This is a genomic window from Phycicoccus avicenniae (assembly GCF_050496545.1).
In the GTDB taxonomy this organism is placed as follows: domain Bacteria; phylum Actinomycetota; class Actinomycetes; order Actinomycetales; family Dermatophilaceae; genus Phycicoccus; species Phycicoccus avicenniae_A.
This window is the reverse complement of sequence record NZ_JBNVZV010000004.1, coordinates 90425-114917: the sequence shown is the minus strand read 5'-3', so window position 1 is coordinate 114917 and position 24493 is coordinate 90425. Positions and strand designations below refer to the sequence as shown.

18 protein-coding genes are annotated in these 24493 nt (G+C 74.2%); 8 read left to right on the top strand and 10 right to left on the bottom strand.

Annotation, left to right across the window (positions count from 1 at the left end):
* Position 1: 1 nt before the first annotated feature.
* Positions 2–2032, bottom strand: coding sequence for a hypothetical protein (locus ACQZ2A_RS04855; RefSeq protein ID WP_430207818.1), 2031 nt, complete (start codon positions 2030–2032; stop codon positions 2–4).
* Complete coding sequence (locus ACQZ2A_RS04850; RefSeq protein WP_430207815.1) at positions 2029–2433, bottom strand: adenylyltransferase/cytidyltransferase family protein; 405 nt, start codon at positions 2431–2433, stop codon at positions 2029–2031. The genes ACQZ2A_RS04855 and ACQZ2A_RS04850 overlap by 4 nt, the downstream gene beginning before the upstream one ends.
* Positions 2434–2477: 44 nt before the next feature.
* On the opposite strand from ACQZ2A_RS04850, the gene ACQZ2A_RS04845 reads away from it, so the two are divergent.
* Positions 2478–3206 (top strand): TIGR03089 family protein, encoded by a 729-nt coding sequence (locus ACQZ2A_RS04845; protein WP_430207812.1) that lies wholly within the window; start codon positions 2478–2480, stop codon positions 3204–3206.
* 9 nt (positions 3207–3215) lie between these two features.
* Here ACQZ2A_RS04845 and ACQZ2A_RS04840 read toward each other — a convergent pair whose 3' ends face one another.
* Positions 3216–5054 (bottom strand): peptidoglycan-binding domain-containing protein, encoded by a 1839-nt coding sequence (locus ACQZ2A_RS04840; protein ID WP_430207809.1) that lies wholly within the window; start codon positions 5052–5054, stop codon positions 3216–3218.
* A 309-nt stretch (positions 5055–5363) separates the two neighbouring features.
* Here ACQZ2A_RS04840 and ACQZ2A_RS04835 point away from each other — a divergent pair, with 309 nt between their 5' ends.
* Positions 5364–6146 carry a CoA transferase subunit A gene (locus ACQZ2A_RS04835; RefSeq protein WP_430207806.1) on the top strand — a complete coding sequence of 261 codons (783 nt, stop codon included), beginning with the start codon at positions 5364–5366 and terminating at the stop codon, positions 6144–6146.
* Between the two features lie 3 nt (positions 6147–6149).
* Positions 6150–6788, top strand: a complete 639-nt coding sequence (locus ACQZ2A_RS04830) for a CoA transferase subunit B (RefSeq protein WP_430207803.1) — start codon at positions 6150–6152, stop codon at positions 6786–6788.
* A gap of 30 nt (positions 6789–6818) precedes the next feature.
* Here ACQZ2A_RS04830 and ACQZ2A_RS04825 read toward each other — a convergent pair whose 3' ends face one another.
* A complete protein-coding gene (locus ACQZ2A_RS04825) occupies positions 6819–8879 on the bottom strand; it encodes a SpoIID/LytB domain-containing protein (RefSeq protein WP_430207800.1) in 2061 nt (686 codons plus the stop codon).
* Positions 8863–11568 (bottom strand): FG-GAP-like repeat-containing protein, encoded by a 2706-nt coding sequence (locus tag ACQZ2A_RS04820; RefSeq protein ID WP_430207797.1) that lies wholly within the window; start codon positions 11566–11568, stop codon positions 8863–8865. The genes ACQZ2A_RS04825 and ACQZ2A_RS04820 overlap by 17 nt, the downstream gene beginning before the upstream one ends.
* Positions 11569–11756: 188 nt before the next feature.
* Between ACQZ2A_RS04820 and ACQZ2A_RS04815 the strand changes: the two genes are divergently transcribed.
* The gene (locus tag ACQZ2A_RS04815) at positions 11757–12443 is read left to right on the top strand and encodes a glycosyltransferase family 2 protein (RefSeq protein ID WP_430207795.1); all 687 of its coding nucleotides are present in this window, start codon (positions 11757–11759) and stop codon (positions 12441–12443) included.
* Positions 12440–12814: a DUF2304 domain-containing protein gene (locus tag ACQZ2A_RS04810; RefSeq protein WP_430207792.1), complete on the top strand. Its 375-nt coding sequence runs from the start codon at positions 12440–12442 to the stop codon at positions 12812–12814. The genes ACQZ2A_RS04815 and ACQZ2A_RS04810 overlap by 4 nt, the downstream gene beginning before the upstream one ends.
* A gap of 18 nt (positions 12815–12832) precedes the next feature.
* Here ACQZ2A_RS04810 and ACQZ2A_RS04805 read toward each other — a convergent pair whose 3' ends face one another.
* Positions 12833–13585, bottom strand: a complete 753-nt coding sequence (locus ACQZ2A_RS04805) for an ABC transporter ATP-binding protein (RefSeq protein WP_430207790.1) — start codon at positions 13583–13585, stop codon at positions 12833–12835.
* Positions 13585–14394: an ABC transporter permease gene (locus ACQZ2A_RS04800; protein WP_430207788.1), complete on the bottom strand. Its 810-nt coding sequence runs from the start codon at positions 14392–14394 to the stop codon at positions 13585–13587. Before ACQZ2A_RS04800 ends, ACQZ2A_RS04805 begins: the two co-directional genes overlap by 1 nt.
* Before the next feature lie 143 nt (positions 14395–14537).
* On the opposite strand from ACQZ2A_RS04800, the gene ACQZ2A_RS04795 reads away from it, so the two are divergent.
* Together ACQZ2A_RS04795 and ACQZ2A_RS04790 are read left to right on the top strand one after the other, a co-directional pair.
* Positions 14538–16331, top strand: a complete 1794-nt coding sequence (locus ACQZ2A_RS04795) for a CDP-glycerol glycerophosphotransferase family protein (RefSeq protein WP_430207786.1) — start codon at positions 14538–14540, stop codon at positions 16329–16331.
* A complete protein-coding gene (locus ACQZ2A_RS04790) occupies positions 16328–18121 on the top strand; it encodes a hypothetical protein (RefSeq protein WP_430207783.1) in 1794 nt (597 codons plus the stop codon). The genes ACQZ2A_RS04795 and ACQZ2A_RS04790 overlap by 4 nt, the downstream gene beginning before the upstream one ends.
* Positions 18122–18124: 3 nt before the next feature.
* On the opposite strand, the gene ACQZ2A_RS04785 is transcribed toward ACQZ2A_RS04790, so the two are convergent.
* Both ACQZ2A_RS04785 and ACQZ2A_RS04780 read right to left on the bottom strand, forming a co-directional pair.
* Positions 18125–19777, bottom strand: coding sequence for a glycosyltransferase family 2 protein (locus tag ACQZ2A_RS04785; RefSeq protein ID WP_430207780.1), 1653 nt, complete (start codon positions 19775–19777; stop codon positions 18125–18127).
* 17 nt (positions 19778–19794) lie between these two features.
* Positions 19795–21279: an SDR family NAD(P)-dependent oxidoreductase gene (locus tag ACQZ2A_RS04780; protein WP_430207778.1), complete on the bottom strand. Its 1485-nt coding sequence runs from the start codon at positions 21277–21279 to the stop codon at positions 19795–19797.
* Positions 21280–21404: 125 nt separating this feature from the next.
* Here ACQZ2A_RS04780 and ACQZ2A_RS04775 point away from each other — a divergent pair, with 125 nt between their 5' ends.
* The gene (locus ACQZ2A_RS04775; RefSeq protein WP_430207775.1) at positions 21405–23327 is read left to right on the top strand and encodes a DUF6541 family protein; all 1923 of its coding nucleotides are present in this window, start codon (positions 21405–21407) and stop codon (positions 23325–23327) included.
* Between the two features lie 4 nt (positions 23328–23331).
* Here ACQZ2A_RS04775 and ACQZ2A_RS04770 read toward each other — a convergent pair whose 3' ends face one another.
* A complete protein-coding gene (locus ACQZ2A_RS04770) occupies positions 23332–24486 on the bottom strand; it encodes a CDP-glycerol glycerophosphotransferase family protein (protein ID WP_430207772.1) in 1155 nt (384 codons plus the stop codon).
* Between the last annotated feature and the right edge of the window lie 7 nt (positions 24487–24493).

Here is a 24493-nt window from a genome sequence, read left to right as displayed (position 1 = left end):
CTCAGCCCGCCGGCACCTCGGCCACCGAGACCCGGATGCCCCCGAGGTCGGTCTTCCGTGGTGGACGGTCGAGGGCGTGCTCCTCCTCGGGGAAGCGGATGTCGACGACGGAGCGGGGCGTCAGACCCAGACCCTCGATCGCCTCGGGGCCGTCGGCGGCCAGCACCACGAGCCGGTGCCCGGTGGAGGACGCCCCGCGGGCCAGCTCCGCCACGAGCGCGGCGAGCCGTGCCGGGTCCTTGCGCACCGGCGTCGTCGCGACGAGGTAGGGCACGCCGCACATCCCCCGCACGGTCTGCGGCCACTCCGACGAGGCGCGGCTGTCGATGCCCAGCACGACGTCGTCGGGGCGCAGCTGCGCGCAGACGTCGTCGACCGCGGCGAGCGACCCGCGCTCGACCCCGACGCCGCGGAACGGCCACGTGGCGAGCACGGCCGGCACGCCCACGGCCAGCACGGTGACCACCGCGACCACCGGTGTCCCCCACCCCTTCCCGGATGCGGCGAGCCGGCGCGCACCCCACGCCGCCGCCACGACGACGAGCACCACGACCAGCGGCAGCGCGATGAGCAGCCGGCGGTCGGCCCACGGGTGGTCCGGCGTGATGCCCGGGCGCAGGAGGGTGAGGACGCTCGAGGCCGCCGTGACGACGAGGACCGGCGCCCAGGCGACGAGCCGTCCCTCGCCCAGCCGCCCCAGCGCCCGCCGCACGAGCAGCGCCAGCGCCACGAGGGCGACGACCAGCGCCACCCAGCCGAGGTACCAGGAGAGCCAGTCGACGGTGTGCTCCGCGTAGGTGCGTCCGCCGTCGACGGGCAGGCCCTGCCGGCGCTGCATCCCGGCGACGTAGCGGGCCCCGGGGTCGTTCGGGTCCTGCCGGACCGTCATCCACCACGGGCGGCTCCACAGGCCGAGACCGCCGACGACGACGAGGCCGGCGACGACGTCGGGCAGCCGGCGCACCAGCCCGCCGGACAGCCGCCGGCCGCGGCGCCACAGCCACAGCGCGCCGAGCGACCCGGCCAGCACGACGACGAAGATCGCGAGCAGCGGCAGCAGGCTGGCGTGGATGTCGCCCAGGTACCGGTACGACAGCCCGACGGCCAGGGCCCAGGCGACGACGGTCGTCCCCACCAGCCCGAGGACCAGCGGGCGCACCCAGCGCTGCCCCAGCGCCGCACCGATCGCGAGGAACGGCACCAGCAGGAGCACCTCGCGCAGGGCGTCGACCCGGGCCAGGGCGGTCCCGCCGACGAGCACCCCGGCGAGCAGCGCCAGCCGCCGCGACCGCGCATCCTCGTCGTGCTGCACGGCCAGGGTCAGCGCGAGCAGGCCGCCGGCGAGGGTCAGCAGGGCCAGCTGCTCGGAGTACGTGCCGCGCGCGGCGTTGAGCACCGGGAACAGCACGGCGGTCAGGCCGGTGGCGGCCACGCCCCACCACGGCCCCGCGACCTGCGCGGCCAGCAGCCCGACGAGCAGCAGGGCCAGCGCCATGACGAGCGCCGGCAGCAGCTGGGCGAGCCCCGGTCCCCCGGCCCACACGCCGAACCCGTAGACGACGGCCGGCGCCATGAGGAACTGCGGCTGCACGGCGGGGTCGTCGGGCGACCCGACCTGGTAGAACGCGGCGCTGGCCACCGAGACGTCGCCGCGCTCGAAGGCGGCCGCTCCCCCGACCACCGACACGTCGACGGGCACGACCCGCTGGTGCGTCGCGGCGAGGCTGACGGCGGCCTGGAGGTTGCTCGCGGCGTCCCGCCGGGGCAGGACGTGCTCGGAGTGGGTGACCCCCGCGTAGACCGCGAAGCCGGCGACGACGGCGACCATCGCGAGCGCCGCACCGGGGGTGAGGCGCACCACCGGCAGGCCCCGGACGGCGAGGCCCGCACCGACGGCCACGAGCAGCGCCAGCGGCCAGGCCACCCAGGGCGTCCACCAGCCGACGGCGGCGAGCACGCCCCCGACGGCCGTCACGCCGACCACCCACAGGCCCGCCGCGAGCGCCGGGGCCGTGACGGCCCGACCGGTCACGAGCCGAGGCCGGCGATGTGCTCGATGATGCCCGTCGTCGAGACCGAGGGCGTCCGCGGGAGGTAGACGACCTCGCAGGCGTCGGAGACCCAGTCGAACTTGCCGGCCCAGTCGTCACCCATGACGAGGACGTCGGCACCGTGCTCGACGACGTAGTCGCGCTTGGCCTCGAGGGACTCCTCGACGAAGACCTCGTCGACCACGCGCAGCGCGCGCACGATCTCCATCCGCTCGTCCTGCGTGTACACGGGCGGGCGGCCCTTCTTCGACACGTTGAGCGCGTCGGCCGAGACGCCGACGACGAGCCGGTCGCCGAGGGCGGCGGCCCGCTCGAGGACCCGGACGTGGCCGACGTGGAAGACGTCGAAGGTCCCGAAGGTGATGACGGTGCGCCCACTCATGGTCAGCGAGCCTAGTCGGTGGCCGCGTTGCTACCGTGCGGGCGATGGCCTCCCCCGCACGCACCCCCTCCGCCCTCCTGGCCCGCCTCGTCGCCGCCGACCCGGGGCGCCCCCGCATCACGGTCTACGACGACACCGACGGCCCGACCCGCGGCGAGCGCGTCGAGCTCTCGGCCCGCGTGCTGGCCAACTGGGTCGCCAAGGCCGGCAACCTCCTCCAGGACGAGCTCGACGCCGGGCCGGGGACGGTCGTGCGCCTCGACCTGCCGCCGCACTGGCGCACGCTCTACTGGGCGTTCGCGGCGTGGTCGGTCGGCGCCTGCGTCGAGGTGGCCGACGACGGAGCGGAGCCGTCCGGCCCGGTCGACGTCGTCGTCACCGACGACCCGACCCGCGCGGGCGGCGTCGAGCACGTCGTCGTCGTCACGCTCGCGGCGCTGGCCCGCCGGGCCGTCGTCGACCTGCCGCCCGGTGCGCTCGACGAGGCGCACGACCTCGCGACGCACGGCGACGTCCTCACGCCGTGGGACGAGCCCGACCCCGCGGACCCGGCCCTGCGGACCGGCGACGGGGAGACCGCCTTCGGGGACCTCGTCCCGGACGAGGCCCGGACCGGCCGCATCCACACCGCGACGACGAGCAGCGCCGAGCTGCTGCGCCTCGCCCTCGCGGTGTGGGCCGCCGACGGCTCGCTCGTGCTGACGCGTGGCACACCGCAGCCGGACGCCCTCGCCGCCAGGCTGGCGAGCGAGGGCGTCACGGATCAGGCGTGAGCCGGGCGGTCAGCGCCCGCGGGCCTCGACGGCCTTCCAGGTGAGGGTGGCGACGACACCGGTCTGCGCCAGGTGCGCGGCCTTCTGCGCGGCCTTGACCGCGGCCTCGGTGGCCGGCCCGTAGGACCCGTCGGCGGTGATGCGCAGCGCCTTCTGCAGCGCCACGACGGCCGCGCCGCGCGAGCCGCGCTTGAGGACCGTGCCCCAGTACGGCAGCAGCGGGTGCGCCGAGCGCTCGACGGCGTCCCAGGTCGCCCGGTCCACGACTCCGGTCGCCGGCAGCTTCGCGGCCCGCTGGAGGGAGACGACGCGGGCCTGGGTGGCCGGGCCGTAGCGGCCGTCGACGGCGAGCCCGCCGAGGGCCTGCTGCAGGACACGCACCGCGGTGCCGGAGGAGCCGACCCGCAGGGCGGTGGCCTTGTACGCGGTGAGCGTGGTGGTGGTGGACGACGCGACGGGCGCGGGTGCCGGGGCGACCGACGGCTTCGGCGCGGCGACGGAGGCGGTCCCCCCGGCGAGGACCTTCCAGTCCTTGGCGTCGATGACGCCGTCGACCGGCAGACCCTTGGACTTCTGCCACACCTTGACGCGGGCGAGGGTCTTGGGCCCGAAGGAGCCGTCGGCGACGAGGCCGCCGACCGCCTTCTGCATCGCCGTCACGGCCACGCCGCGGCTGTGCAGCCGCAGGACGATGCCGGAGTACTTCGAGAGGGCGCTGGTGGTCGGGGTGGACGTCGAGGTGGTCTTCTTGCCCATGAGGGCGTTCCAGACCTTGCCGTCGACCACGCCGTTCTGCGCCAGGCCCTTGGACTTCTGGTACGCCTTGACCCGGGCCTCGGTGGCCGGGCCGAACGAGCCGTCGACGCTCAGCTTCCCGACCGCCTTCTGCAGCACCTTGACCGCCTCGCCCCGGGAGCCGCGGCGCAGCACGGTGCCGGCGTACTTGGCGAGCGAGGACGAGGTCGAGGTCGACCCGGAGCCGGCCGGGGTGCCGGGGGTGGCGCCGACGAGCGCCTTCCAGACGCGGCTGTCGACGATGCCCGTCGCGCTGAGGCCCTTGCTGCTCTGGTACGCCTTGACGCGGGCCTCGGTGGCGGGGCCGAACGAGCCGTCCACCCCGATGCCGCCGATGGTCTTCTGCAGCACCTCGACCGCCTTGCCCCGCGAGCCGCGGCGCAGGACGACGTTGACGTAGTCCTTCGGGTTGTTCGACGTCGGCTGCGCACCGGGGGGGCCGGTGAGGTAGCTCGTGACGGCGGTGCCCGTCCACCAGGAGGTGCGCTTGACCGCGCCGTCCCAGGTGAAGGAGAGGTGGATGTGGTCGGTGTGCGGGGAGGAGCCGTGGTAGTCGGTCCAGCCGCGCTCGGGGGCCCAGGCCTTCCACTGCTGCCGGTTCCAGATGATGTAGTTCACGCCGAACCGGCGGGCCATCGCGCCGGCGCGGCCCTGGGCGTCGGGCGCCGCGAGCCAGCGGGTGATGGCGTTGCCGAGCGCGAGGTCGGCCGGCTTCTTGGCGTTGAGCATCCAGTCCATCGCCCGGCCCTCGCCGTGCTCCTGGTCGCACTTGCGCAGGACGCCGTAGACGTGGGCGCCGTACGTCGCGTTCAGCAGCTTGGCGAAGGCGACCGGGCCGGGCTGGTCCTCGGTGAGGCACAGCGTGCCCGGCTGGTACGGCGGGGCGACGTCGAGCGCGGACGGCAGCGCCCGGCTCGGCTTCGGCAGCGGGATGCTCGCCGCCTGGGCGGTCCCGCCGGCGAGCGGCAGGGCGATGACGGAGGCCGACAGCGCGCCGAGGGTGCGCACGGGGACACGTCGCAGGGTCGACGCGTCGGGGCTGGGCAGGGTCACGCAGGGCTCCATCCACGGGTGGCGCGTCCGGGGCAGGGGTCCGGACGCACCCGGGAATCCGTGGTCACAGACGTCACACCCGCCACCACCGGATCACCGGACACACCTGTTCTCCCACTGAGCGTCCGGGGTGCGCAACCGTTTCCGTCGAATTACACACGTGTACTTGTCACTTTCCGGCCGTTCGACCGACGACCGAGCCGGGTCCGGGTGTCCGACAGGGGTGGTCGCCCGACCCGCCTCCTGACCGGACCTGTGTGCCCGGCACCCGTGGTCGGGCCCCCGGCGCCCCGCGCTAGGGTGCCGAGCATGGACAAGGTCGTCGCCACACCAGCCGAGGCCGTGGCCGGGATCTCCGACGGGGCGACCCTCGCCGTCGGTGGGTTCGGGCTCTGCGGCATCCCCTCGGTCCTCATCGCCGAGCTCCACCGAGCCGGCACGAGTGACCTCGAGGTCGTCTCCAACAACTGCGGGGTCGACGACTGGGGGCTCGGCATCCTCCTGCAGAGCAAGCAGATCCGCCGGATGGTCTCGAGCTACGTCGGGGAGAACAAGGAGTTCGCCCGGCAGTACCTCGAGGGCGAACTCGAGGTGGAGCTCACCCCGCAGGGCACGCTGGCCGAGCGGCTGCGCGCCGGCGGCGCCGGCATCCCCGCGTTCTTCACGCCCACCGGCGTGGGCTCCCAGGTCGCCGACGGCGGCCTGCCCTGGCGCTACGACCACGAGGGCAACGTCGCGGTCGCCTCCCCCGCCAAGGAGGTGCGGGTCTTCACCGGCGCCGACGGCGCCGAGCGTGAGTACGTGCTCGAGCACGCGATCGTCGCCGACTTCGGCCTGGTGCGCGCCTGGAAGGGCGACCGCCACGGCAACCTCGTCTTCGACAAGTCCAGCCGCAACTTCAACCCGCTCTGCGCGATGTCCGGCCGGGTCACGGTCGCCGAGGTCGAGGAGCTCGTCGAGCCCGGCGAGCTCGACCCCGACGAGGTGCACCTGCCCGGCATCTACGTCCAGCGCGTCCTGCCGCTCACCCCCGAGCAGGCCGCGGACAAGCGCATCGAGAAGCGCACCGTGCGCGCGACCCAGGAGGCCTGAGCCATGCCGCTGACCCGTGAGCAGATGGCCGCCCGCGCCGCCGCCGAGCTGGAGGACGGCGCCTACGTCAACCTCGGCATCGGCCTGCCGACCCTCGTGCCGAACTACGTGCCCGACTACGTCGAGATCGTCCTGCAGTCCGAGAACGGCATCCTCGGCGTCGGCGCCTACCCGACCGAGGACGCCGTCGACCCCGACCTCATCAACGCCGGCAAGGAGACGGTCACGGTCCGCCGCGGCGCCTCCTACTTCGACTCCGCCCTGTCCTTCGGGATGATCCGCGGCGGCAAGGTCGACGCCGCCATCCTCGGCGCGATGCAGGTCTCGGCCACCGGCGACATCGCCAACTGGATGATCCCCGGCAAGATGGTCAAGGGGATGGGCGGCGCGATGGACCTCGTCCACGGCGCGAAGAAGGTCGTCGTCCTCATGGAGCACGTCGCCAAGGACGGCTCGCACAAGATCGTCGACGAGTGCAGCCTGCCGCTCACCGGCAAGCAGGTCGTCCAGCGGATCATCACCGACCTCGCCGTCATCGACGTCACCGACGACGGCCTCGTCCTGCGCGAGCTCGCCCCCGACGTCACCGAGGAGCAGGTCCGCGAGGCGACCGGCGCCCCGCTGACCGTCGACCTCGCCTGAGGGTGCCGGCGCGCACCTCCGCCGCCGCCCTCAGAGGAGGAGCCGGGAGAACATGTTCCACCCGGTGCCGACCTGGCGGGGCGCCGTGACGCCACCGGCGCCGTTGCCGGGAAGCACCCAGAGCCGGCCGTCGGCGGTGCGCCCGAGGACGTCGTTGCGGCCGTCGCCCGTGAAGTCCCCGATGGCTGTGAGTGCCGTGTACCTCTGCCATCCGGTGGCCACGGTGCTGCGCGGCAGCTTCCAGCCGCCCGCACCGTTGCCGCGGTAGAGGTAGGTCACCCCGGCGGGCGTGCGGGCCAGCAGGTCCGGCGCGCCGTCCCCGTCGAGGTCACCGGGGCTGAGCACCGCGTCGAAGATGTTCCACCCCGTGCCGATCTCCGAGCCGGTCCCGGGGACGAACCCGCCGGTTCCGTTGCCCCGGTACAGGAACAGCCGACCGTCGGAGGCCCGGCGGGCCAGCAGGTCGGTGGCGCCGTCCCCGTCCCAGTCGCCGACGGGGACGACGAGGTTGTGCACGGTCCACCCGCTGCCGATCTGCCGGGCGGTCCCGAAGGTCCCGGTCCCCGTCCCGGGACGCAGGAAGAGCCGTCCGCTCGTGTCCTGCAGCAGGAGGTCGGAGACGGGGCCGGCGTCCCAGGTGCCGGCGGTGAGGACCTTGGGGAACGCGGTGAACCCGCTCCCCTGCACGATCGGTGCCTTCCACCCACCGGTCCCGTTCGAGGGGTAGACCCGCAGGGCCCCGCCCGAGGACTCGACGGCCAGCAGGTCGGCGCGCCCGTCGCCCGTGACGTCGCGCGGGTACGAGGGCGAGGAGGCCGGGACCTGCGGCGTGAACCAGTGGTGCTTGAGCCCCACCCGGGACGCGAACGAGGTCCCGGTCGTCGCGACCGACCCCGAGGCGCCCTGGACCGTGATGCCGAGGACGCGCCCACCCTCGGCACCGAGACCGGTGCGCGAGGTGATCCGCAGGGCCTGGAGGCGCCCGACCGACGGGTAGGCGGCCTCGATGGTCGAGATCGCCACCGTCGTGTGCCACGTGTGGTTCGGGTTGCTCGAGACGGCGTCCCACGGGTCGGCGACGGCCGCGAGGTAGGGCTTGCTGCCGGTGTTGGTCCAGCCGCCGCTCGACGAGCTGAACTGGGCGTAGACGACCTGCCCGCCGTAGAGCAGCACCCGGCCCGCCGTGGCCCTGACCGCGGCGGAGGACGAGGCGTACTCCTTGGCCGAGCCGCCGACCCGCGTCCCCGGGAAGACCTGGCTGCGGGTGTCGTCGTAGACGTCGTACCAGGCCCGGTCGATGGGCAGGAACTGGCGGTGGTACTCGGCGAACGAGCGCGCCGCGACCGCCTGGGCGCTCAGCGCGGCCGACGGCCACGACGCGGGCGACTCGTTCGGCACGACCGAGAGGAGGTAGTCCTCCATCGGGAGGGCGACGACCGGCACGAGCGACTCGGCCCCGGCCGAGCCGATGAGCGTGCCGCGCACCTGGCCGCGGTAGACGACCTGCGTCGAGCCGCGCAGCGTGGTGACGGTGCCGCTCGTGGGGTTGAGGAAGGCCGCCGTGCCCGGGACGGTCGCCGTGGACCACAGGCGCCACGTCGAGGAGCCGGCGGCCTGGTACTCGAGGCGGAACCTCGTCCTCGTCCCCGAGACCTTGGTGGCCGGCGCGAGGCGCCACATCGTGATGGTGCTCCCGCCGGAGGTCGTCCTCGCGAGCTCGGCGGAGGCGCTGAGGTCCCAGGTGACCCGCAGGCCCGCCGCGGGCAGCGCCTGCACGGTCGAGCCCAGCGAGGCGACCCGCACGCGCAGGGTCGGGTTGGGGATGGAGCCGACGGTGGTCCCGGTGTAGTACTTCGCCACGATCTGCTGCCAGGTGGCGCCGGCCTGGGCGCCACCGAGCGCGCCGTACTGCGACATCCCGTTGCCGTGGCCCCAGCCGTGGCCGAGGAACTCGATGGTCCTCCCCGCGGGGCGGGGGTAGACCTCGTCCGCGGAGGCGGCGGGCGCGGCCACGAGGCCCGCGGCGAGGACGACCACCCCCGCGACGAGCACACGGACACTGCGCCGCAGGCGCTCAGCTGATGACGACACCGGGGGCCTCCTGGGGAGATCGGACGAGCTGGCGGGGGCGGAAGCCCCCCGAACGGTTGCCGGGGTAGACGTAGAGCCGGCCGGCGGAGGACTGCCCGACGACGTCGTTGACGCCGTCGCCGGTGAGGTCGCCGGTCCCGACGATGCCCACGAGGTCGGTCTGGCCCGTGAGCACGGTGCTGTACACGGTGAGCGCACCCGGCCCCGTCCCACGGTAGAGCCGGATGCTTCCGTCGTCACGCAGGACGACGACGTCGGCGTTGACGTCGGCGTTCACCGCGCCGGTCGCGGTGATGCTCCGGGCGCCCTGCCACCCCGTCCCGATCGGGAGGGACCACGCGAAGCGGAAGTCGCGCGTCATCGCGTAGACCTTGAGGGTGCCGTCGGGCAGGCGGCCGACGAGGTCGGGCACACCGTCGTTGGTGTAGTCACCGACGGGCTGGATGAGGTTCAGGCCGCCCCAGCCGGTCCCGATGCGGGCGCTGACCCGCGCGAAGGACCCGTCGCCGCGGCCGCGCAGCCCGACGAGGTCGCCCGCGGTCGTGCGGGCCACGGCGTCGGCGTAGCCGTCTCCGTCGACGTCGCCGACGATCCGCACGAGGTTCGCGTCGGCCACACCGGTGCTCATCCGCAGGGGCGCCGGACTGAAGTCACGCTGCCCCGTGCCCGGGTACATCCGCAGGTCGCCCGTGGCGCCGACCCGGCCCAGCACGTCGGGGACGCCGTCCCCGTCCCAGTCGACGCGGGCCGAGAGGGAGTCCAGGCCGCCCCAGCCGCTGCCGAAGGTGTTGACGCGCGGCAGGTGACCCGCGACGTCGGCGTAGTAGGAGCGCATCCGGCCGTCGGCCTGGCGGGTCAGGAGGTCGCCCCCGTTCCCGTCGCCGTCGAGGTCGGCCGACATCAGCTGGTCCAGGCCGGACCATCCGGCGCCCCAGCGCACCGGGGCCGTCACGCCGCCGTCGCGGGTGCCCCGGTGCAGCTCGAGGACCTGGGTGGCGGTCGTGATGGTGAACAGGTCGCCGACACCGTCGCCGTCGACGTCACCGGCGTCGACGACGCTCCGGTAGGCACCGAACCCGGTGGCGAGGACGCGCGCCGAGGTGAACCAGCCGGCGCCGTCGCCGACCTGGAGGACGAGTGCCCCGTCGGTGCGGACCACGAGGAGGTCGCCCCGTCCGTCACCGGTGCGGTCGCCGGTCGCGACGACCCGCGTGATGCCGCCCCACCCGGAACCGCGCTCACGCATGGCGAGGAAGCCGCCGGCGCCGTTCCCGGGGTACACGCGCAGCGCGCCGGCGCTCGTCGCGGCGACGACGTCCGGGCGCCCGTCGCCGGTGAGGTCGGGGGTCGGGGTGATGAGGCGCAGGCGGTTCCAGCCGGTGCCGATCCGCACCCCGGGGCGCACGGGCGTCGGCGAGGCGGAGCGCAGGACCTGCAGGTCACTCCCCGCCGTGGGGCCGGAGGACGTCCCGTCGGTGCCGGCGAGCAGGTCCGGTGTCCCCCCGCCGTCGACCGAACGGTGCACGGTCGAGGGTGGACGGGTGCCGAGCCGGCCCGCGACGGCCGTGCGCAGCCAAGGGATCCTGTCGTAGAGCCTCGCCCCCGGGCACGAGGTCTGGTTGGCGTCGCGGTGGCCGGAGATGCGCTCGAAGGACTTGTCGGCGATGACGACCCGGCCGGTCGCGGGGATGCCGTGGACCGAGAACTTCCACGCGAACAGGTTGGCCAGGGCCGTGGTCACGGCGGCGGGCGGTGTGGCCGACGTGAAGTCACCCATGACCGACGCGCCGAAGGAGCCCGAGTTGTACCCCTGGGCCTGCGCCCCGACGACGGCCTTGTCGACCCCGCCGGCCCGCCCCTCCCAGATGCGACCGAACCGGTCGACGAGGAACTGGTAGCCGATGTCGTTCCAGCCGCGACCGTTGACGTGGAAGTCGTAGATGCCCCGGATGATGCCCGGGACCTGCGCACTGCTGTAGCTGTTCGTGCCGACCGTGTGGTGGACGAACCCCGCCTGCACCTGGCCGTAGTCCGGCGTGCTGCGCTTCAGCGACTCGTCGGCGCCCCAGTCCTTCCGGGTGTGGATGGTGGGCCGGGCGGTCGCGGCGGAGGCGCTGCCGGGCACCGCGTCGCCGACGCCCGCGTCGGCCGCGGAGGTCCCGGGGTCGACGAAGAACACCTCGACCTTCGGCGCCGTCGCCCGGTCGGTGACGACCCGCACCTGCGCGTCCTCCCCGTCGACGACCACCGGGAGCGTCGACCCGCGTGACGACCTCGCCTCGGCCGTGCCGGGGTCGGGACCGTGCTCGTCCTCCTCGACGGGCATGTCCTCCCAGGACTGCCAGACGCCCTTCTCGCGGACCCGGATCTGCACCGAGTCGCCGCCGCCGAGGGCACCGGGCGCCCAGGTGGCGCCGACGACGGCGAGGTCCGCGTCGACCCGGTGGGGTTCGGTGATCGCCCCGGCCCGGGTGCCGGACGGGAGCCGGCCCCCGAGGTCGCGGGTCGCGACCCGTGTCGGGGCGACCTGGTCGTGGTGGGTGACCACGGGTGCCGGGCGGGCGGTCGCCGTGCTCGCGGGGCCGACGACCGCCACCGTGACGGGGGCGAGGAGGGCGACGGCGAGCGCGACGGCGAGGCGGCGGGTCGTGCGGTGCGGGGACGGGCGCAGAACGGGACGCAGGGTCATGACGGACTCTCGGGGAAGCGGTGCAGGGGGCCGCGACCGAGGACCGCCGGCCGACCGGGAGGGTTTCCCACACGTCACAACGGTCACTCGACCACCGGCAGGTTAACCCGGGGCCCGGCGACCCGCCCGGCGATCGGGGAATCCGCCGGTTTCGGTGCACGGGCGGCGGGCCCCTAGGCTGTGTGCCGATGAACGCGGCCCCGACACCCACCGACGACGTCTGGCTCGTCATCCCCCTCTTCAACGAGGGGGAGGTCATCGGCGACGTCGTCCGCGACGCACGGTCGACCTTCCGGCACGTCGTGGTCGTCGACGACGGCTCCGCCGACGACGGGGCCGAGCAGGCCGCCCGCGCCGGTGCGGCCGTCGTCCGGCACCCGGTCAACCTCGGGCAGGGCGCCGCCCTGCAGACCGGCTTCGAGTACGCCCTCGGCCGACCGGGGATGCAGTGGGTCGTCACCTTCGACGCCGACGGTCAGCACCAGGTCTCCGACGTCCTCGAGATGCTCGAGCAGGCCCGGGCCCAGGACCTCCAGGTCGTCTTCGGGTCCCGCTTCCTCGACGACCGCACGACGCCGGGGTGGGCCAAGAAGGTCGTGCTGCGGCTGGCCGTCGGGTACACGAACATGACGACCGGCACCAAGCTCACCGACGCCCACAACGGCCTGCGCGTGCTGCGCCGCGACGTCGTCGAGCGCCTCGACATCACCCAGAACCGCATGGCCCACGCGTCCGAGATCGTCGCGCAGATCGGCGCGATGCACGTGCGCTACGGCGAGAGCCCCGTCCACATCCTCTACACCGACTACGCCCGCTCCAAGGGCCAGTCGCTGTGGAACTCCGTCAACATCCTCGTGGAGCTGATCCTGCGATGAAGATGGTCCTCATCCAGGTCCTGCTGATCGCCGTCGTCATCGCGGTGGTGGCGCGGATGTTCCGCTCGCGCGGCGCCCGGGCCCAGGCGATCCGCCGCATCGGCCTGCTGCTCTTCGCCGGGTTCGCGGCCATCTCGATCCTCTTCCCCGACGTGTGGAGCCGGCTGGCCCGCATCGTGGGGGTCGGCCGAGGCACCGACCTCGTCCTCTACGCCCTCGTCGTCGCGTTCCTGTCGTTCACCGTGACGACCTACCTGCGCTACCGCGAGCTCGAGACGAACTACACCCGCCTCGCGCGGCGCATCGCCCTCGACTCCGCGACGTCGGAGCAGGGCGAGCGACCCACCCCACCGGCGCCCCCGACCGTCTGACCCGGGAGGGCCCGGACCTCAGGACCCGGTGGTCCCCTGGTCCTCGTTGTACTGGGTGAGCACCTCGTCCATCGAGCCGTCCATGACGAGCCGGCCGGAGCGCAGGTACAGGGCGCGGTCACCGAAGCGGCGCAGGTCCTTCTCGCTGTGGCTGACGAGGAAGAGCGTGCGCCCCTCGGCGAGCAGGCCCTCCATCCGGTCGTAGCACTTCTCGCGGAAGGCACGGTCGCCGACGGCGAGGACCTCGTCGACGAGCACGATGGGCTCGTCGAGGGTCGTGACGACGGCGAAGCCGAGGCGGACCTTCATCCCCGAGGAGAAGTGCCGGTAGGGCGTGTCGAGGCCGTCGCGGACCTGCGGCCCGGCGAAGTCGACGATCTCGTCGAAGCGCTCCTCGATGGTCGCCTTGTCCAGGCCGTGCAGCCCTCCCATGAGGTAGATGTTGTCGCGGGCGGTCAGCTCGCCGACGAACCCACCGGTCAGCTCGATGAGCGGGGCGACGCCACCCTCGACGGTGACGGTGCCCTCGTCCGGCAGCAGCACCCCGGCGAGCATCTTCAGCAGCGTCGACTTGCCGCCGCCGTTGCCGCCGACGACGCCGACGGCCTCGCCGGGCATGATCTCGAAGGAGACGTCGCGCAGCGCCCAGAAGGTCTCGCGGGGTGCCCCGCTGCGACCGCGGAAGAGCATCTCGCGCACCTGCATCCGGCGGCGGCGGGAGCGGTAGAACTCGATGCCGAGGCCGTCGACGGAGATGACCGGGGACGCCATCAGATCTCCTTGAGGACGGGACGCTCGAGCCGGCGGAAGACGGTGACGCCCACGACGAGCAGGACGACGGAGACGACCGCGGCGGTGGCGATCGAGCCCCAGACGATGGCGTAGCGGTCGTGGCGGAAGAAGCCGGCCCGCATCATCTCCAGGACGCCCGTCAGCGGGTTGAGCCAGGTGATCTTGTCGTACGGCTCGGGGACGAGGTGCGTCGTGTAGATGACGGGCGTCGCGTAGAAGAGCATCCGCAGGACGATCCGCACGACGCGCTGCATGTCGGTGACCAGCACCGTGATCGGCGCCAGGATCAGCCCCAGCCCGAGCAGCGAGACGGCCTGCACCACGATGGCCAGCGGGAACATCACCAGCCAGCCGTTGAGGTGGGCGTCTCCGCGCACCAGGTAGAACAGCAGGAAGGCCAGCAGCACCGGCAGCGAGAAGAGGAACTCCACGCCCTTGCTGGCGATGACCCGCACCACCCAGATCTCGCGCGGCAGGTTGGTCGAGCGCACGAGCTTGGCCTCGGAGAGCAGGGCCCGGCTCGTGTCGGTGAGGGAGGCGGAGAACCACTGCCAGCTGAGCAGGCCGATGACGAGGAAGAGGAAGTAGGGCTGGTGGCCGAGGTCGCCCCGCTTGAGGATGTAGACGAAGACGACGAAGTAGATGAGCGACATCAGGAGCGGGTCGAGGACGGTCCAGACGTAGCCGAGGGCGCTGCGCGCGTAGCGGACCCGCAGGTCCCGCACCACGAGGGTCGACAGGACGCTCCGGCGTTCCCACAGCGCGCGGGTGCGGCGAACGAGTTCCATGGCTCCTCGGGGGTGCTCGGGGTGGCGGGTGCCGACGGGACACGCTACCCGGCGTCGGGGGTCCGCCCGCGGAGGAGGCGGTCGCCGTCCCCGACTACCATCGGGGACGGCCCGACCCGACCCCTCCGAGAGGTTCCAGCCCCATGCAGTCCCTGCGGGACCCCGCGGTCCGCACCGCCGCCGTCGGCGCCCTCCTCTGGGCCCTCGCGGTCGTCGTCGCGGGCACCGTGGCCGTCCTCGACCTGCCCGCGGTCGGCCTGCTCGCCGTCCTCGCGATCTACGTCGGTGACGCCCTCGTGCAGGCCGGTGACCCCCGGGTGGCCGCCTGGCTGGCCGACCGCGAGATGGCCCCCCTGCAGCGCGCCATGCTCCGCGACGCCGTGGCGGTCCTCGCCTGGCTGCTGGCCACCGCTCCCCCGGCCCCGGTCGTCACCCTCGTCGTGCTCACCGTGCTGGCCGTCCCCGCTGCCCACCTGGGCTACCGGGTCCTCACGAGCCACCACGCCTCGGTGCGCCGGGGCCGCATCGCCTGGCGGAACCTCGACGTCGACGGCGAGCGCGAGGGCCCGCTCCGCCTGCCCCCGATCCTGCCCGCCATCGGTCCGCTGCGCGGCCGCGTCGTGCTCCTCGCGAGCGACGTCTTCGTCGTGCTCGGGCTGTGGGGTGTCGTCGCGGGGGCCGGCGACGTCGTCCTCGTCGTCGGGGCGGTGCTCACCCTCCTCGCCCTGCTCGCCTGCCTGGCCGCGGGCGTGCGTCGCAGCCTCGCCGTGCGGCACCTGCCCTCGGCGAGGCAGGACAACGCCCGGCTGCGGACGGCGCTCGAGGAGTACGCCCCCGAGGTCGTCGTCTACTTCAGCGGCCCGGTCGGTACGACCTACCAGCTCAACGTCTGGCTCGAGGCCCTCGAGAGGGTGCGCCGCAGGGTCCTGGTCGTCATCCGCGAGCGCCACCACCTCGAGGACCTGCTGCCCTCGACGCTCCCCCTCGTGGTCACGACCAGCGCCACCCAGGTCGAGTACGTCCACACCGACTCGGTCCTCGTGGCGCTCTACCCCACGACCGTCATCCGCAACAACCACATGATCCGGCTGCCCGGCGTGCGGCACGTGTTCATCAACCACGGCGACGGCGACAAGGCGGTCACCTACAGCCCCCTGCACCGGGTCTTCGACGAGATCTGGGTCGCGGGGCAGGCCGCCTGCGACCGCTACCTCACCAAGGGCGAGGGCGTGCGCCCCGACCAGCTCCTCGTCGTCGGGCGCCCCCAGCTCGCGCACGTCGCGCTGCGCCCCGCCCAGCCGGCCACCGACCAGGTCACCGTCCTGTACGCCCCCACGTGGGAGGGCAACTTCGACGACGTCGACTACTCCTCGGTCGCGTCGATGGGTGTCGAGCTGGTCCGCGAGCTGCTGCGGGCCGAGCCGCCCATCCGGGTCCTGTTCAAGCCGCACCCCGCCACCGGCAACCGCCGCTCCGACGCCGCGGCGGGACGCGCCCAGGTCACCGAGATGGTGCGCCGCTCGCCGCGCGGCGTCCTCGTCGGGCCCGGCCCGGAGGCCCTCTACGACGCCTTCAACACCTGTGACGTCCTCGTCGCCGACGTCTCGAGCGTCGTCGCGGACTTCCTCGCCTCGCGCAAGCCGTACGTCGTGACCAACCCTCGCGGGCTGGACCCCGAGACGATGCAGCACGACTTCCCCTCGACCTCGGGCGGCCCGCTGCTCGCGCGGGGCAGCGGTCGGGTCGTCGAGGAGGTGCGCGCCGCCGTCACCACCGACCCGTTGCGCGAGCGCCGCGAGCGCCTCGCCACGTACTTCCTCGGCGAGCCGTCCGCCGACCCCGTCGGGGTCTTCGCCGACGAGGTCGACGCCGCGTGCCTGCGGGCCGCGGCGCGCCACGACCACGCGCTGCAGGCCGGGCGGGAGGGGGCCCGGTGAGACGCGACGTCCTCCCCCTGCTCGCCGTCACCGCCGCCGGGCTCCTCCTCGGCGTGCTCGCGCTGCTGCTCTCGGGCACGCCGGCCGCCGGCGGCCCGCTCCTGGTCGCGGCGGCCCTGGTCGCCGTCGTCGTCGAGGCGGCCCTGCAGCGCCGCCCGCCGGTCCTGCGCTCGCTGGAGTCCGCGCAGGTCGGTGCGACGGTGCGGGCCGGCGCGCGCGACGCCCTCCTCGTCGGCTTCGCCGCGGTGTGGCTCGGCACCGACCGCGACGCCTTCCTCGTGCTCGCCGGGGCGGTGGGCCTGGTCTGGCTGCTGCGCGGCGCCACCGAGGTGCTGCGCCACGACACGGTGCTCCGGCGCGAGCAGCGGGTCTCGTGGCGCAACCTCGACGTCCCCGCGGCCGGCGTGGCCCGACCGCTCGCACCCGGGCTGCTCGGCGCCCGCGACGTCGTGCTCTCCGTCGTGCTCGTCCTCCTCTCCGCGGTCGCGGCCGCCCGGGCTCTCGGCGCCTCCCTCGAGGTGCTCTGGGCCGGGTGCGGCCTCGCCGTCGCCGTCGCGGCGGCGCTCACCGCCCTGGCGGTCACCGACGCCCTGCGCGTGCGCCGCGAGCCCGGCCCGACCCGGCTGGCCACCCTCGTCGGCGAGCGGCTCGCCGAGCTCGACGCCGAGGTGGTCTTCTACTACAGCCGGCCCGAGGCGGTCGGCTACATCGCCAACGTCTGGATGCCGGTGCTCGAGCAGCTCGACCGGCGGGTCGTCGTCCTGGCCCGTGAGCAGTACAACGCCGACCTCGTCGAGACGACCCGCCTGCCCCTCGTCTGCGTCACCGCGGCCACCGACATCGAGCGCGTCGTGCCCCCCTCGGTCCGGCTCGCGATGTACCCCTCGAACGTCGCGACGAACTACCACCTCATCCGGGTGCCGGGCATCGTCGACGTCTTCGTCGGGCACGGCGACAGCGACAAGGGCGGGAGCGCGACGACCCTGACCCGCATCTTCGACGAGGCCTGGGTCAGCGGTCCCGCCGCCCGCGAGCGCTACCACGTGGAGCAGGTCGGGGTCCGTGACGACCAGATCCGCGAGATCGGGCGGCCCCAGCTCGCCGAGATCGAGCGGGTCATCGCCCGGGCGGAGGACGACGACGAGGACGTCGACACCGAGGCGCTGACCACGGTCCTCTACGCACCGACCCGCGAGGGGTTCTTCGCCACCTGGCAGTACTCGTCGGTGCTGGCGCAGGGGGCCGGGATCCTCGAGACCCTGCTCGCGATGCCCCGCGTCCGGGTCCTCTTCAAGCCCCACCCCGGCACCGGGACCGACGACCCCGCGTTCGGCGCCGAGGTCCAGCGCCTGCTGCGCCTCGTGCGCTCCGCCGGCGGTCCGCACGAGGTGGTCGAGTCCACGGAGGGCCTGTACGCCGCCTTCAACCGGGCCGACGTGCTCGTCAGCGACATCTCCAGCGTCATCACCGACTTCCTCGCCTCCGGCAAGCCCTACGTCGTCACCGACCCCAGCGGCGGTGCGGTGGAGGAGTTCCGGCTGGCCTTCCCCTCGGCCCGGGGTGCCTGGATCCTCACCGGTGACGGCTCGGGCGTGCGCGAGGCGGTCGAGGACGCGCGGGGTCGGGACCGGTACGCCGCCGAGCGCGCCGCCACCGCCGCGCACCTGCTCGGGGACACCTCCGGCGACCCCGTGGCCCGCTTCGACGCCGCGATCGACGCGGCCGTCGAGGCGGTCACGACCCGCCAGCGGGTCCAGGCCGCGGCCGCTCGCACGGGGTCGCGCCCCTGACGCTCAGCCGCGTCCGAGCAGCGCCCTGACCACGCGCCGCACCCGCGGGTGACGGGCCAGCACGGCCCGGACGCCGGTGGGCTGCTGCGGGGGGCGCGGGGCCTTCGGGCGGTGCACGCCGTGGCGCACGCTGAGGTTGCCGTGCTCGGTGACGTACAGCTCGATGCGGCGCTCGCCCTCCCCGGTGCTCGCGAGGACCGCGCCCGGCTCCGCTCCCTCGGGCGCGGCGAGCCGCCGGATCATCGACCACCCGCCGACCCAGAGGCGGACCTTGAGGTCGAGCGGCTCGGTGGGGGCGAGCTCGCGCAGCAGCGCCCCGGTGAGCGTGGCCGTGCCGGTGCCGCGTACGACGAGGGACCCGGGGTCGCCCGCGAGCGGCTCCGCGCGCACCTCGCCGGTGGTGTCGACGAACCGCTCGTCGAGGCTGCCGCGCTCGACGACGAGGCCGTCGAACCGGGCCGCGGCGACGTCGCGGGTGGCGTCGCGGACCTCCGGGCGGCGCACGACGTCGGGGGTGCCCGCGGGCACGCACAGCAGGAGCCGGTCGTCGTCGGCCTCGAAGGCCAGCGGCCGTCCGTCGCGGTGCTCCATGGTCATGGTCACCGAGAAGGTGACCGCGTCCTGCGAGGTCCCGACCCCGGTGGTCACGAGCCGCCCGACGACGTCGACGTCGGACTCCGCGAGCGGCTCGAGCGCGTCGAGGTCACCCGCCCGCAGCAGCGCGGAGCGCATCCGGACGCGCACCGGCAGGTGCTGGTCCACCGACGGTGGGACGGTGCTCGCGGTCAGCTCGCCGATGGCGTCGAAGAGCTCGCGACGGCGTTCCGGCGTGTACTTGAGGAAGCGCTTGTCGGTGAGCCGCATGAGCATCTTCGTGTCGTACCAGTGCGCGAGCAGGCGGTCCCGCAGCTCCGCGTCGGGCACGGCGTCGTGGACCACGCGCAACGTCGCGTGCAGGCTGCTCAGGTAGTAGTCGGCACCCGACCACTCGTCGTAGGACGCGTTGGTGCTGCCGTCGGGGTCCTTGCGCTTGGTCCAGACGTAGCAGGGGAAGCCGGCGTAGACGGCGATGCGCTCGGCGGCGACGAAGGACTGGATGTTGAAGAGGTGGTCCTCGAGGCGGAAACGCCCCTCCCGGAACCGGATCCCGTGGTCGGCGAGGAACTGGCGCCGGTAGAGCTTGTGCGGCGTGAGGATGCCGAGGATCGGGTCGCGGCCGAGACGGGCGTCCGGCACGTCCCGCCGGAACACCTCCTTGGACACGATGCGGCCCCGGCCCACCTCGCGGGCGACGAGCACGTCGGCCCGGTGCTCCGAGGCGAAGGCGTGCATCAGCTCGAGGCCACGCTCGGGGATGACGTCGTCGTTGTCGGCGTAGAAGACGTACTCGCCGCGGGCGAGGTCGGTGCCGACGTTGCGCGGGCGACCGGGCCACCCCGAGTTCTCGATCCGCGTGTAGGTGAGGTGGGGCGCGCGCTCGCACTCGGCACGCAGCGACTCGCCGGTGCCGTCGGTGGAGCCGTCGTCGACGAAGACCACCTCGAACTCGCCCGCCGGCAGGCTCTGCGCCTCGAGGGACTCGAGGAGGAAGCGGATGTTCGGGCCCGGGTTGTAGACCGGGACGACGACCGAGACCTTGGGCTGGGGCTGGGGCACCGCGACCGCCTGCGTGCTCAGCCGGCGGACGCCGCGTCGGCGCCGTCGGGCATCTCGTCGTGGGGTTCGGTCTGGTGCATGTCGTCGGCGACCTGCGCGCTCAGCTCGTGGCTGGCGAACGGGTCGGCGCGGCGGACGTCGATGACCGCCCCGGTCTGCGGGGAGAGCATGACCCGCAGCGCGGCCCGGGCCACGGTGCGCGAGTCGAGGAGGGTGTCGGCCGGCTCGGCGCCGAAGGCCTTGCTGCGCATCGGGGTTCCCGTGCGCTCGGGGTTGACGCAGTTGACCCGCACGCCGTCGCCCGCCCACTCGTCGGCGAGGGCCTGGGTGAGGTTGACCGTGGCCGCCTTCGCCGACGAGTACAGGCTGTAGCCCGAGCGACCGCGCGTGTAGGAGCTCGACGTGAAGAGCAGCAGCCCACCGGAGGTCTCGCGCAGCCAGGGGTAGAACTCCTGGGCGATGAGGATGGGGGCGATGTAGTTGATCTCGGTGGCCGCGTAGATCGTGTCCTCGCTCGTCTCCTCGAGCGTGCCGCGCGGGAGCACGCCGGCGGTGTTGACGACGAAGTCGATGCGGCCGGTGTCCTCGAGGACCTGCTCGCGCGCCCGGCGGATGTCGGAGCGACGCTCGACGTGCGTGCGGGTCGAGGACCGGCTGAAGGACCGCACGTCGGCACCGAGCTCGGTGGCGAGCTCGACGATGTCGGCGCCGATGCCGTAGCTGCCGCCGAAGACGACGATGGTGCGGCCCTCGAGGGCGGCGCGCATCTCGTCGTCGGAGCGGTCCTGCGGCAGGTCGTGGCTCGTCAGCTGGAAGAGCTTGTCGGCGAGGTAGACGTCGATCGGCTCGGTGACCTTCATGTTCCGCTCGTCGCCCTTGACGACGTAGATCGGCACGTCGGGCTGGTAGCGCAGGACGACGGTGCAGTCGTCGGTGGCGGTGAAGTCGGGGTCCTGCGCGGCGACCTCGTACGCGCGGGCGATGACCGAGCGGCGGAACCCCTGCGGCGTCTGGCCGCGGCGCAGCATCGCCCGCGGCGGGACGTCCCGGATGACCTCGCGCTCGTCGACCTCGATGATCGTGTCCGCGGACGGGATGGCGGTGTCGACGGCCTCGTAGTGCTCGAGGGCGGCGACGCACTCCTCGATGATCCGCTCGCTGAGCAGCGGCCGGACGGCGTCGTGGAAGAGGACGTTGCACTCCTCCTCGCCGATGGCCTCCAGCGCCCGCACGGTCGTGCCGTTGCGGGTGTCGGCGCCGGGGAGGATCCGCGTGACCTTCGAGTACCCGCCCTTGTCGACGAGCTCCTGCACGGGGTCGAGGTGCCCCGGCGTCATCATGACGATCACCTCGTCGACGAGCGGGCTCGCGTCCAGGGTCTCGATGGTGTGCTCGATGATCGGTCGCCCGGCGATCTTGATCAGCTGCTTGGGGATGCTCAGTCCGACCCGGCTCCCCACGCCTCCGGCCAGGACCACGGCGACGGTCCGCAGTTCACTCACGCGCCGACCCTACCGGGGCGGCGACGGCCCCCGGGAACCCGCCGCGGGAGCGGCCCCGGGGCCGACGCCTAGACTCCCGCCATGCTCCAGCACGGTGTCCTGCCCCGCCCCTGCGAGCCCGCACCGTGATCTCACCGGCCCCGGAGACCTGGCTGAGCGCCGCCCCGGTGCTGGCGGTCGCCGTCCTCCTGCTCCTCGTGCCGGGGGCGGTCGCGCTCCGGCTCGCCCGCGCCGACGGCCTGCTCGCCCTCGGCGCCGCCGGTCCGCTCACGGTCTCCACGCTCGTCGTCGCCGGCGTCCTCGCCGGGGGGCTGGGTGTGGCGTGGACCCCGGCGACCCTCGGGGCGAGCGTGCTCCTCCTCTGGCTCGGCGGGGCCCTCGTCGGGTGGCTGCGCAGACGGCGGGAGTCCGGGGGCGGCCGGTCCCCGGTCGACGGCCGGCTCCTCGCCCTGGGCCTGGTCGTGGCCGCGGTCGTCGGCGCCTGGCCGCTCATGGCGGCCATGGGCCTCCCCAACTCCCTTCCCCAGCAGCCCGACACGATCTTCCACGTGGGCACCATCCAGTCGATGGTCCGGGCGCAGGACGTCTCGACCCTCCACGCCGTCGGCTTCACCCGCCCCGGCGCCACGGGCTACTACCCCGCCGCCTTCCACGCCGTCGCCACGACCCTCGTGCAGCTGACCGGGACCCAGGTCGACGTCGCGGCCAACGTCGTGGCGCTCGTCGCCGGGGCCGTCGTGTGGCCGGCCGGCGTCGCCCTCCTCGCGGCGGTCCTCCTCGGCCGCCGCTCCCCCGGGGTCGCCATCGCACCGGTCGTGTCCGTCGTCTTCACGGCCTTCCCGGCCTGGTTGTCCGGCTACGGGGTCCTCTGGCCGAACCTGCTCGGGCAGGCGCTCCTGCCGGGCGCGCTCGCCGTGGGGCTGCTCCTCCTGCGGGACCCGCGCCGGGGCTGGTGCTGGGTCCTCTTCCCGGTCCTCGTCCTCGGCCTGGGGGCCGCCCACCCCAACACCGTGTTCGGTCTCGTGGTCCTCGGTGGGATCGCGCTCGGCTGGCGGCTGCTCGTCCTCACCGCCACCGCCGAGCGACCCCGCTCCCGCCTGCTCGCGGGGGCCGCCGCCGTCGTGCTGCTGCTCGGCACCGCCGCGGTCTGGCTGGGCGGGGCCCGGGTCGCGACCTCGATGCGCGCCTCGAACCCCGCCGGTCCGGAGGCGTCCTGGCGCGAGGGCGTGCGGGACGTCCTCCTCGCCTCACCCCGGAGCTCGCCCGAGCTCTGGGTCACCGGCGCGCTCGTCCTCGTCGGTGTCGTCCTCACCCTGCGCCGCGCCCGGACGGCGTGGGTCCCGATGTCGTGGCTGGCGCTCGCCGGGGTCTACCTCGCGCTCGTGGCCGTCGACTCGAACCGGACCCGCCTGCTGACCTGGCCCTGGTTCAACAACTCCCCCCGGCTCGCCGGCCTGCTCGTCGTCCCGATGGTCCTGCTCGTGGTGGCGGCCCTGGCCGCGCTGGCCCGGGCCGGCCGCGGCAGACCCGTGGCGCCCTGGCGCACCGTGGCCGTCCTGGCCGCCTTCCTCGCCGTGACACTCGGGGGCAACGCCGCGGCCCGCGCCCAGATCCTCGAGTTCTACTACCCCGCCGAGGACCGGCAGACCTGGGTGAGCCGCACCGAGCTCGAGGCCCTCGACTCCCTCGGCGAGGAGCTGCCCCGGGGTGCCGTCGTCGCGGCGAACCCGTGGAGCGGCGGGTCCTACCTCGCGCTCGTCGCCGACGTGCAGATGCTCTTCCCCACCGAGAAGACGCTGCCGGGCGACCCGGTGCAGAAGCTCCTCGGCAAGCGCCTCGACCAGGCGGTCGAGGACCCGACGGTGTGCCGCGCGGCCACCGACCGCCGGGTCGGGTGGGCGATCACGGGAGGGAGCCCCGCCACGAGCGCCCGGAGCGCCCGCACCGCCTACGCCGGCGTCGACGGTGTCGACGGAGCCCCCGGGTGGGAGAAGGTGCGCACCGCCGGGCCCTACACGCTGTACCGCTTCGCGGGCTGCGGGGGCTGACGGGTCAGCTGTCGAGGGCCGCGAGGACCGCTGCCCGGAAGCGCGCCGTCGCGGCACCGGGCGAGGTGTCGCCGAAGTAGTGCTCGACCAGCGCGGCCCAGTCCTCGGGCATCCGCCCCTGCAGCGAGCGCAGCAGCGTGGGCGCCGAGGCGGCGTCACCGGCCGCCAGGCGGGGCACGGCCGCGAGCAGCGGCGAGTCGCCGGCCGGCGGCACCGCCGGACCGGGGTCGGTGACGACGAGCGGCTTGCCGGTGGCCGCCCAGTCGTAGGCGACCGAGGAGACGTCGGTGACGCACACGTCGGCGAAGCGCGCCTGCCACCCGTAGCGCCCGGTGTCGACGAGGTGGTCCGGGGCGGTGACGAGCGCGCGCACCTCGTGGTCGGCGCGCCGGTACGCCGCCGAGGTCGTCCCGGCGCGCGGGTGCGGCCGGTAGATGACCCGGAACCCCCCGTCCTCGACGAGCGCCCGGACGAGGGCCGGCCCGTGCGTGCGCACCGAGCCGTACGCCATCGCCGGACGGTCCCCCTCCCACGTCGGGGCGTACAGCACGCGGGGGCGCCCGTCCGGCGCCCAGTCCGGCGCGCCGGGTGGGACGTGGTCGAGCTGCGGCCGGCCGACCATGGGGGCGCGCACCTGCGCGTCGTAACCGCGCAGGACCCGCTGGAGGCGCTCGCGCCCGGCCTCGCCCGCCACGAGCGAGAAGTCGTAGGCCTTGTTCTGGTTCGAGATGCTCGAGTCCTTGTCGCTCTCGCCGTGGCCGAGGTAGACGTGGACCGGCTCGGGGAAGCGCAGCATCCGGAAGTTCCGCTCGAGGTGGTTGACGTACAGGACACCCCGCAGCCCGTCACCGCGCACGAGCCGTTCCAGGTCGGGCGCCCCCTTGGCGAGGCGCACCGGCAGCGGCGTGGCCTCCATCACCGCGCGGGCCCCGTCGGCCCGGGTGCAGACGAGCACGAGCGGCACGACCTCGTCGAGGTCCTCGAGGACGGGGAGCCAGTCGGCGAGCTGGTACAGCTCCACCGGGCCGCCCGCGAAGAAGACCGCCACCGGGTGCTCGGGCAGCGTCCGCCGCGCGGCGGAGCGGGCGGTCGCGTCGGCCCGCCACCAGTTGCTCGCCTGGACCCGCAGGGTGCGCGCGACGTGCCCGATCGTGCTCATCGAGGGG

Coding starts and splice junctions, on each gene's coding strand:
- ACQZ2A_RS04850 (WP_430207815.1), bottom strand. CDS start 2,433: ATGAGTGGGCGCACCGTCATCACCTTCGGGACCTTCGACGTCTTCCAC.
- ACQZ2A_RS04845 (WP_430207812.1), top strand. CDS start 2,478: ATGGCCTCCCCCGCACGCACCCCCTCCGCCCTCCTGGCCCGCCTCGTC.
- ACQZ2A_RS04835 (WP_430207806.1), top strand. CDS start 5,364: ATGGACAAGGTCGTCGCCACACCAGCCGAGGCCGTGGCCGGGATCTCC.
- ACQZ2A_RS04830 (WP_430207803.1), top strand. CDS start 6,150: ATGCCGCTGACCCGTGAGCAGATGGCCGCCCGCGCCGCCGCCGAGCTG.
- ACQZ2A_RS04820 (WP_430207797.1), bottom strand. CDS start 11,568: ATGACCCTGCGTCCCGTTCTGCGCCCGTCCCCGCACCGCACGACCCGC.
- ACQZ2A_RS04815 (WP_430207795.1), top strand. CDS start 11,757: ATGAACGCGGCCCCGACACCCACCGACGACGTCTGGCTCGTCATCCCC.
- ACQZ2A_RS04810 (WP_430207792.1), top strand. CDS start 12,440: ATGAAGATGGTCCTCATCCAGGTCCTGCTGATCGCCGTCGTCATCGCG.
- ACQZ2A_RS04805 (WP_430207790.1), bottom strand. CDS start 13,585: ATGGCGTCCCCGGTCATCTCCGTCGACGGCCTCGGCATCGAGTTCTAC.
- ACQZ2A_RS04800 (WP_430207788.1), bottom strand. CDS start 14,394: ATGGAACTCGTTCGCCGCACCCGCGCGCTGTGGGAACGCCGGAGCGTC.
- ACQZ2A_RS04795 (WP_430207786.1), top strand. CDS start 14,538: ATGCAGTCCCTGCGGGACCCCGCGGTCCGCACCGCCGCCGTCGGCGCC.
- ACQZ2A_RS04770 (WP_430207772.1), bottom strand. CDS start 24,486: ATGAGCACGATCGGGCACGTCGCGCGCACCCTGCGGGTCCAGGCGAGC.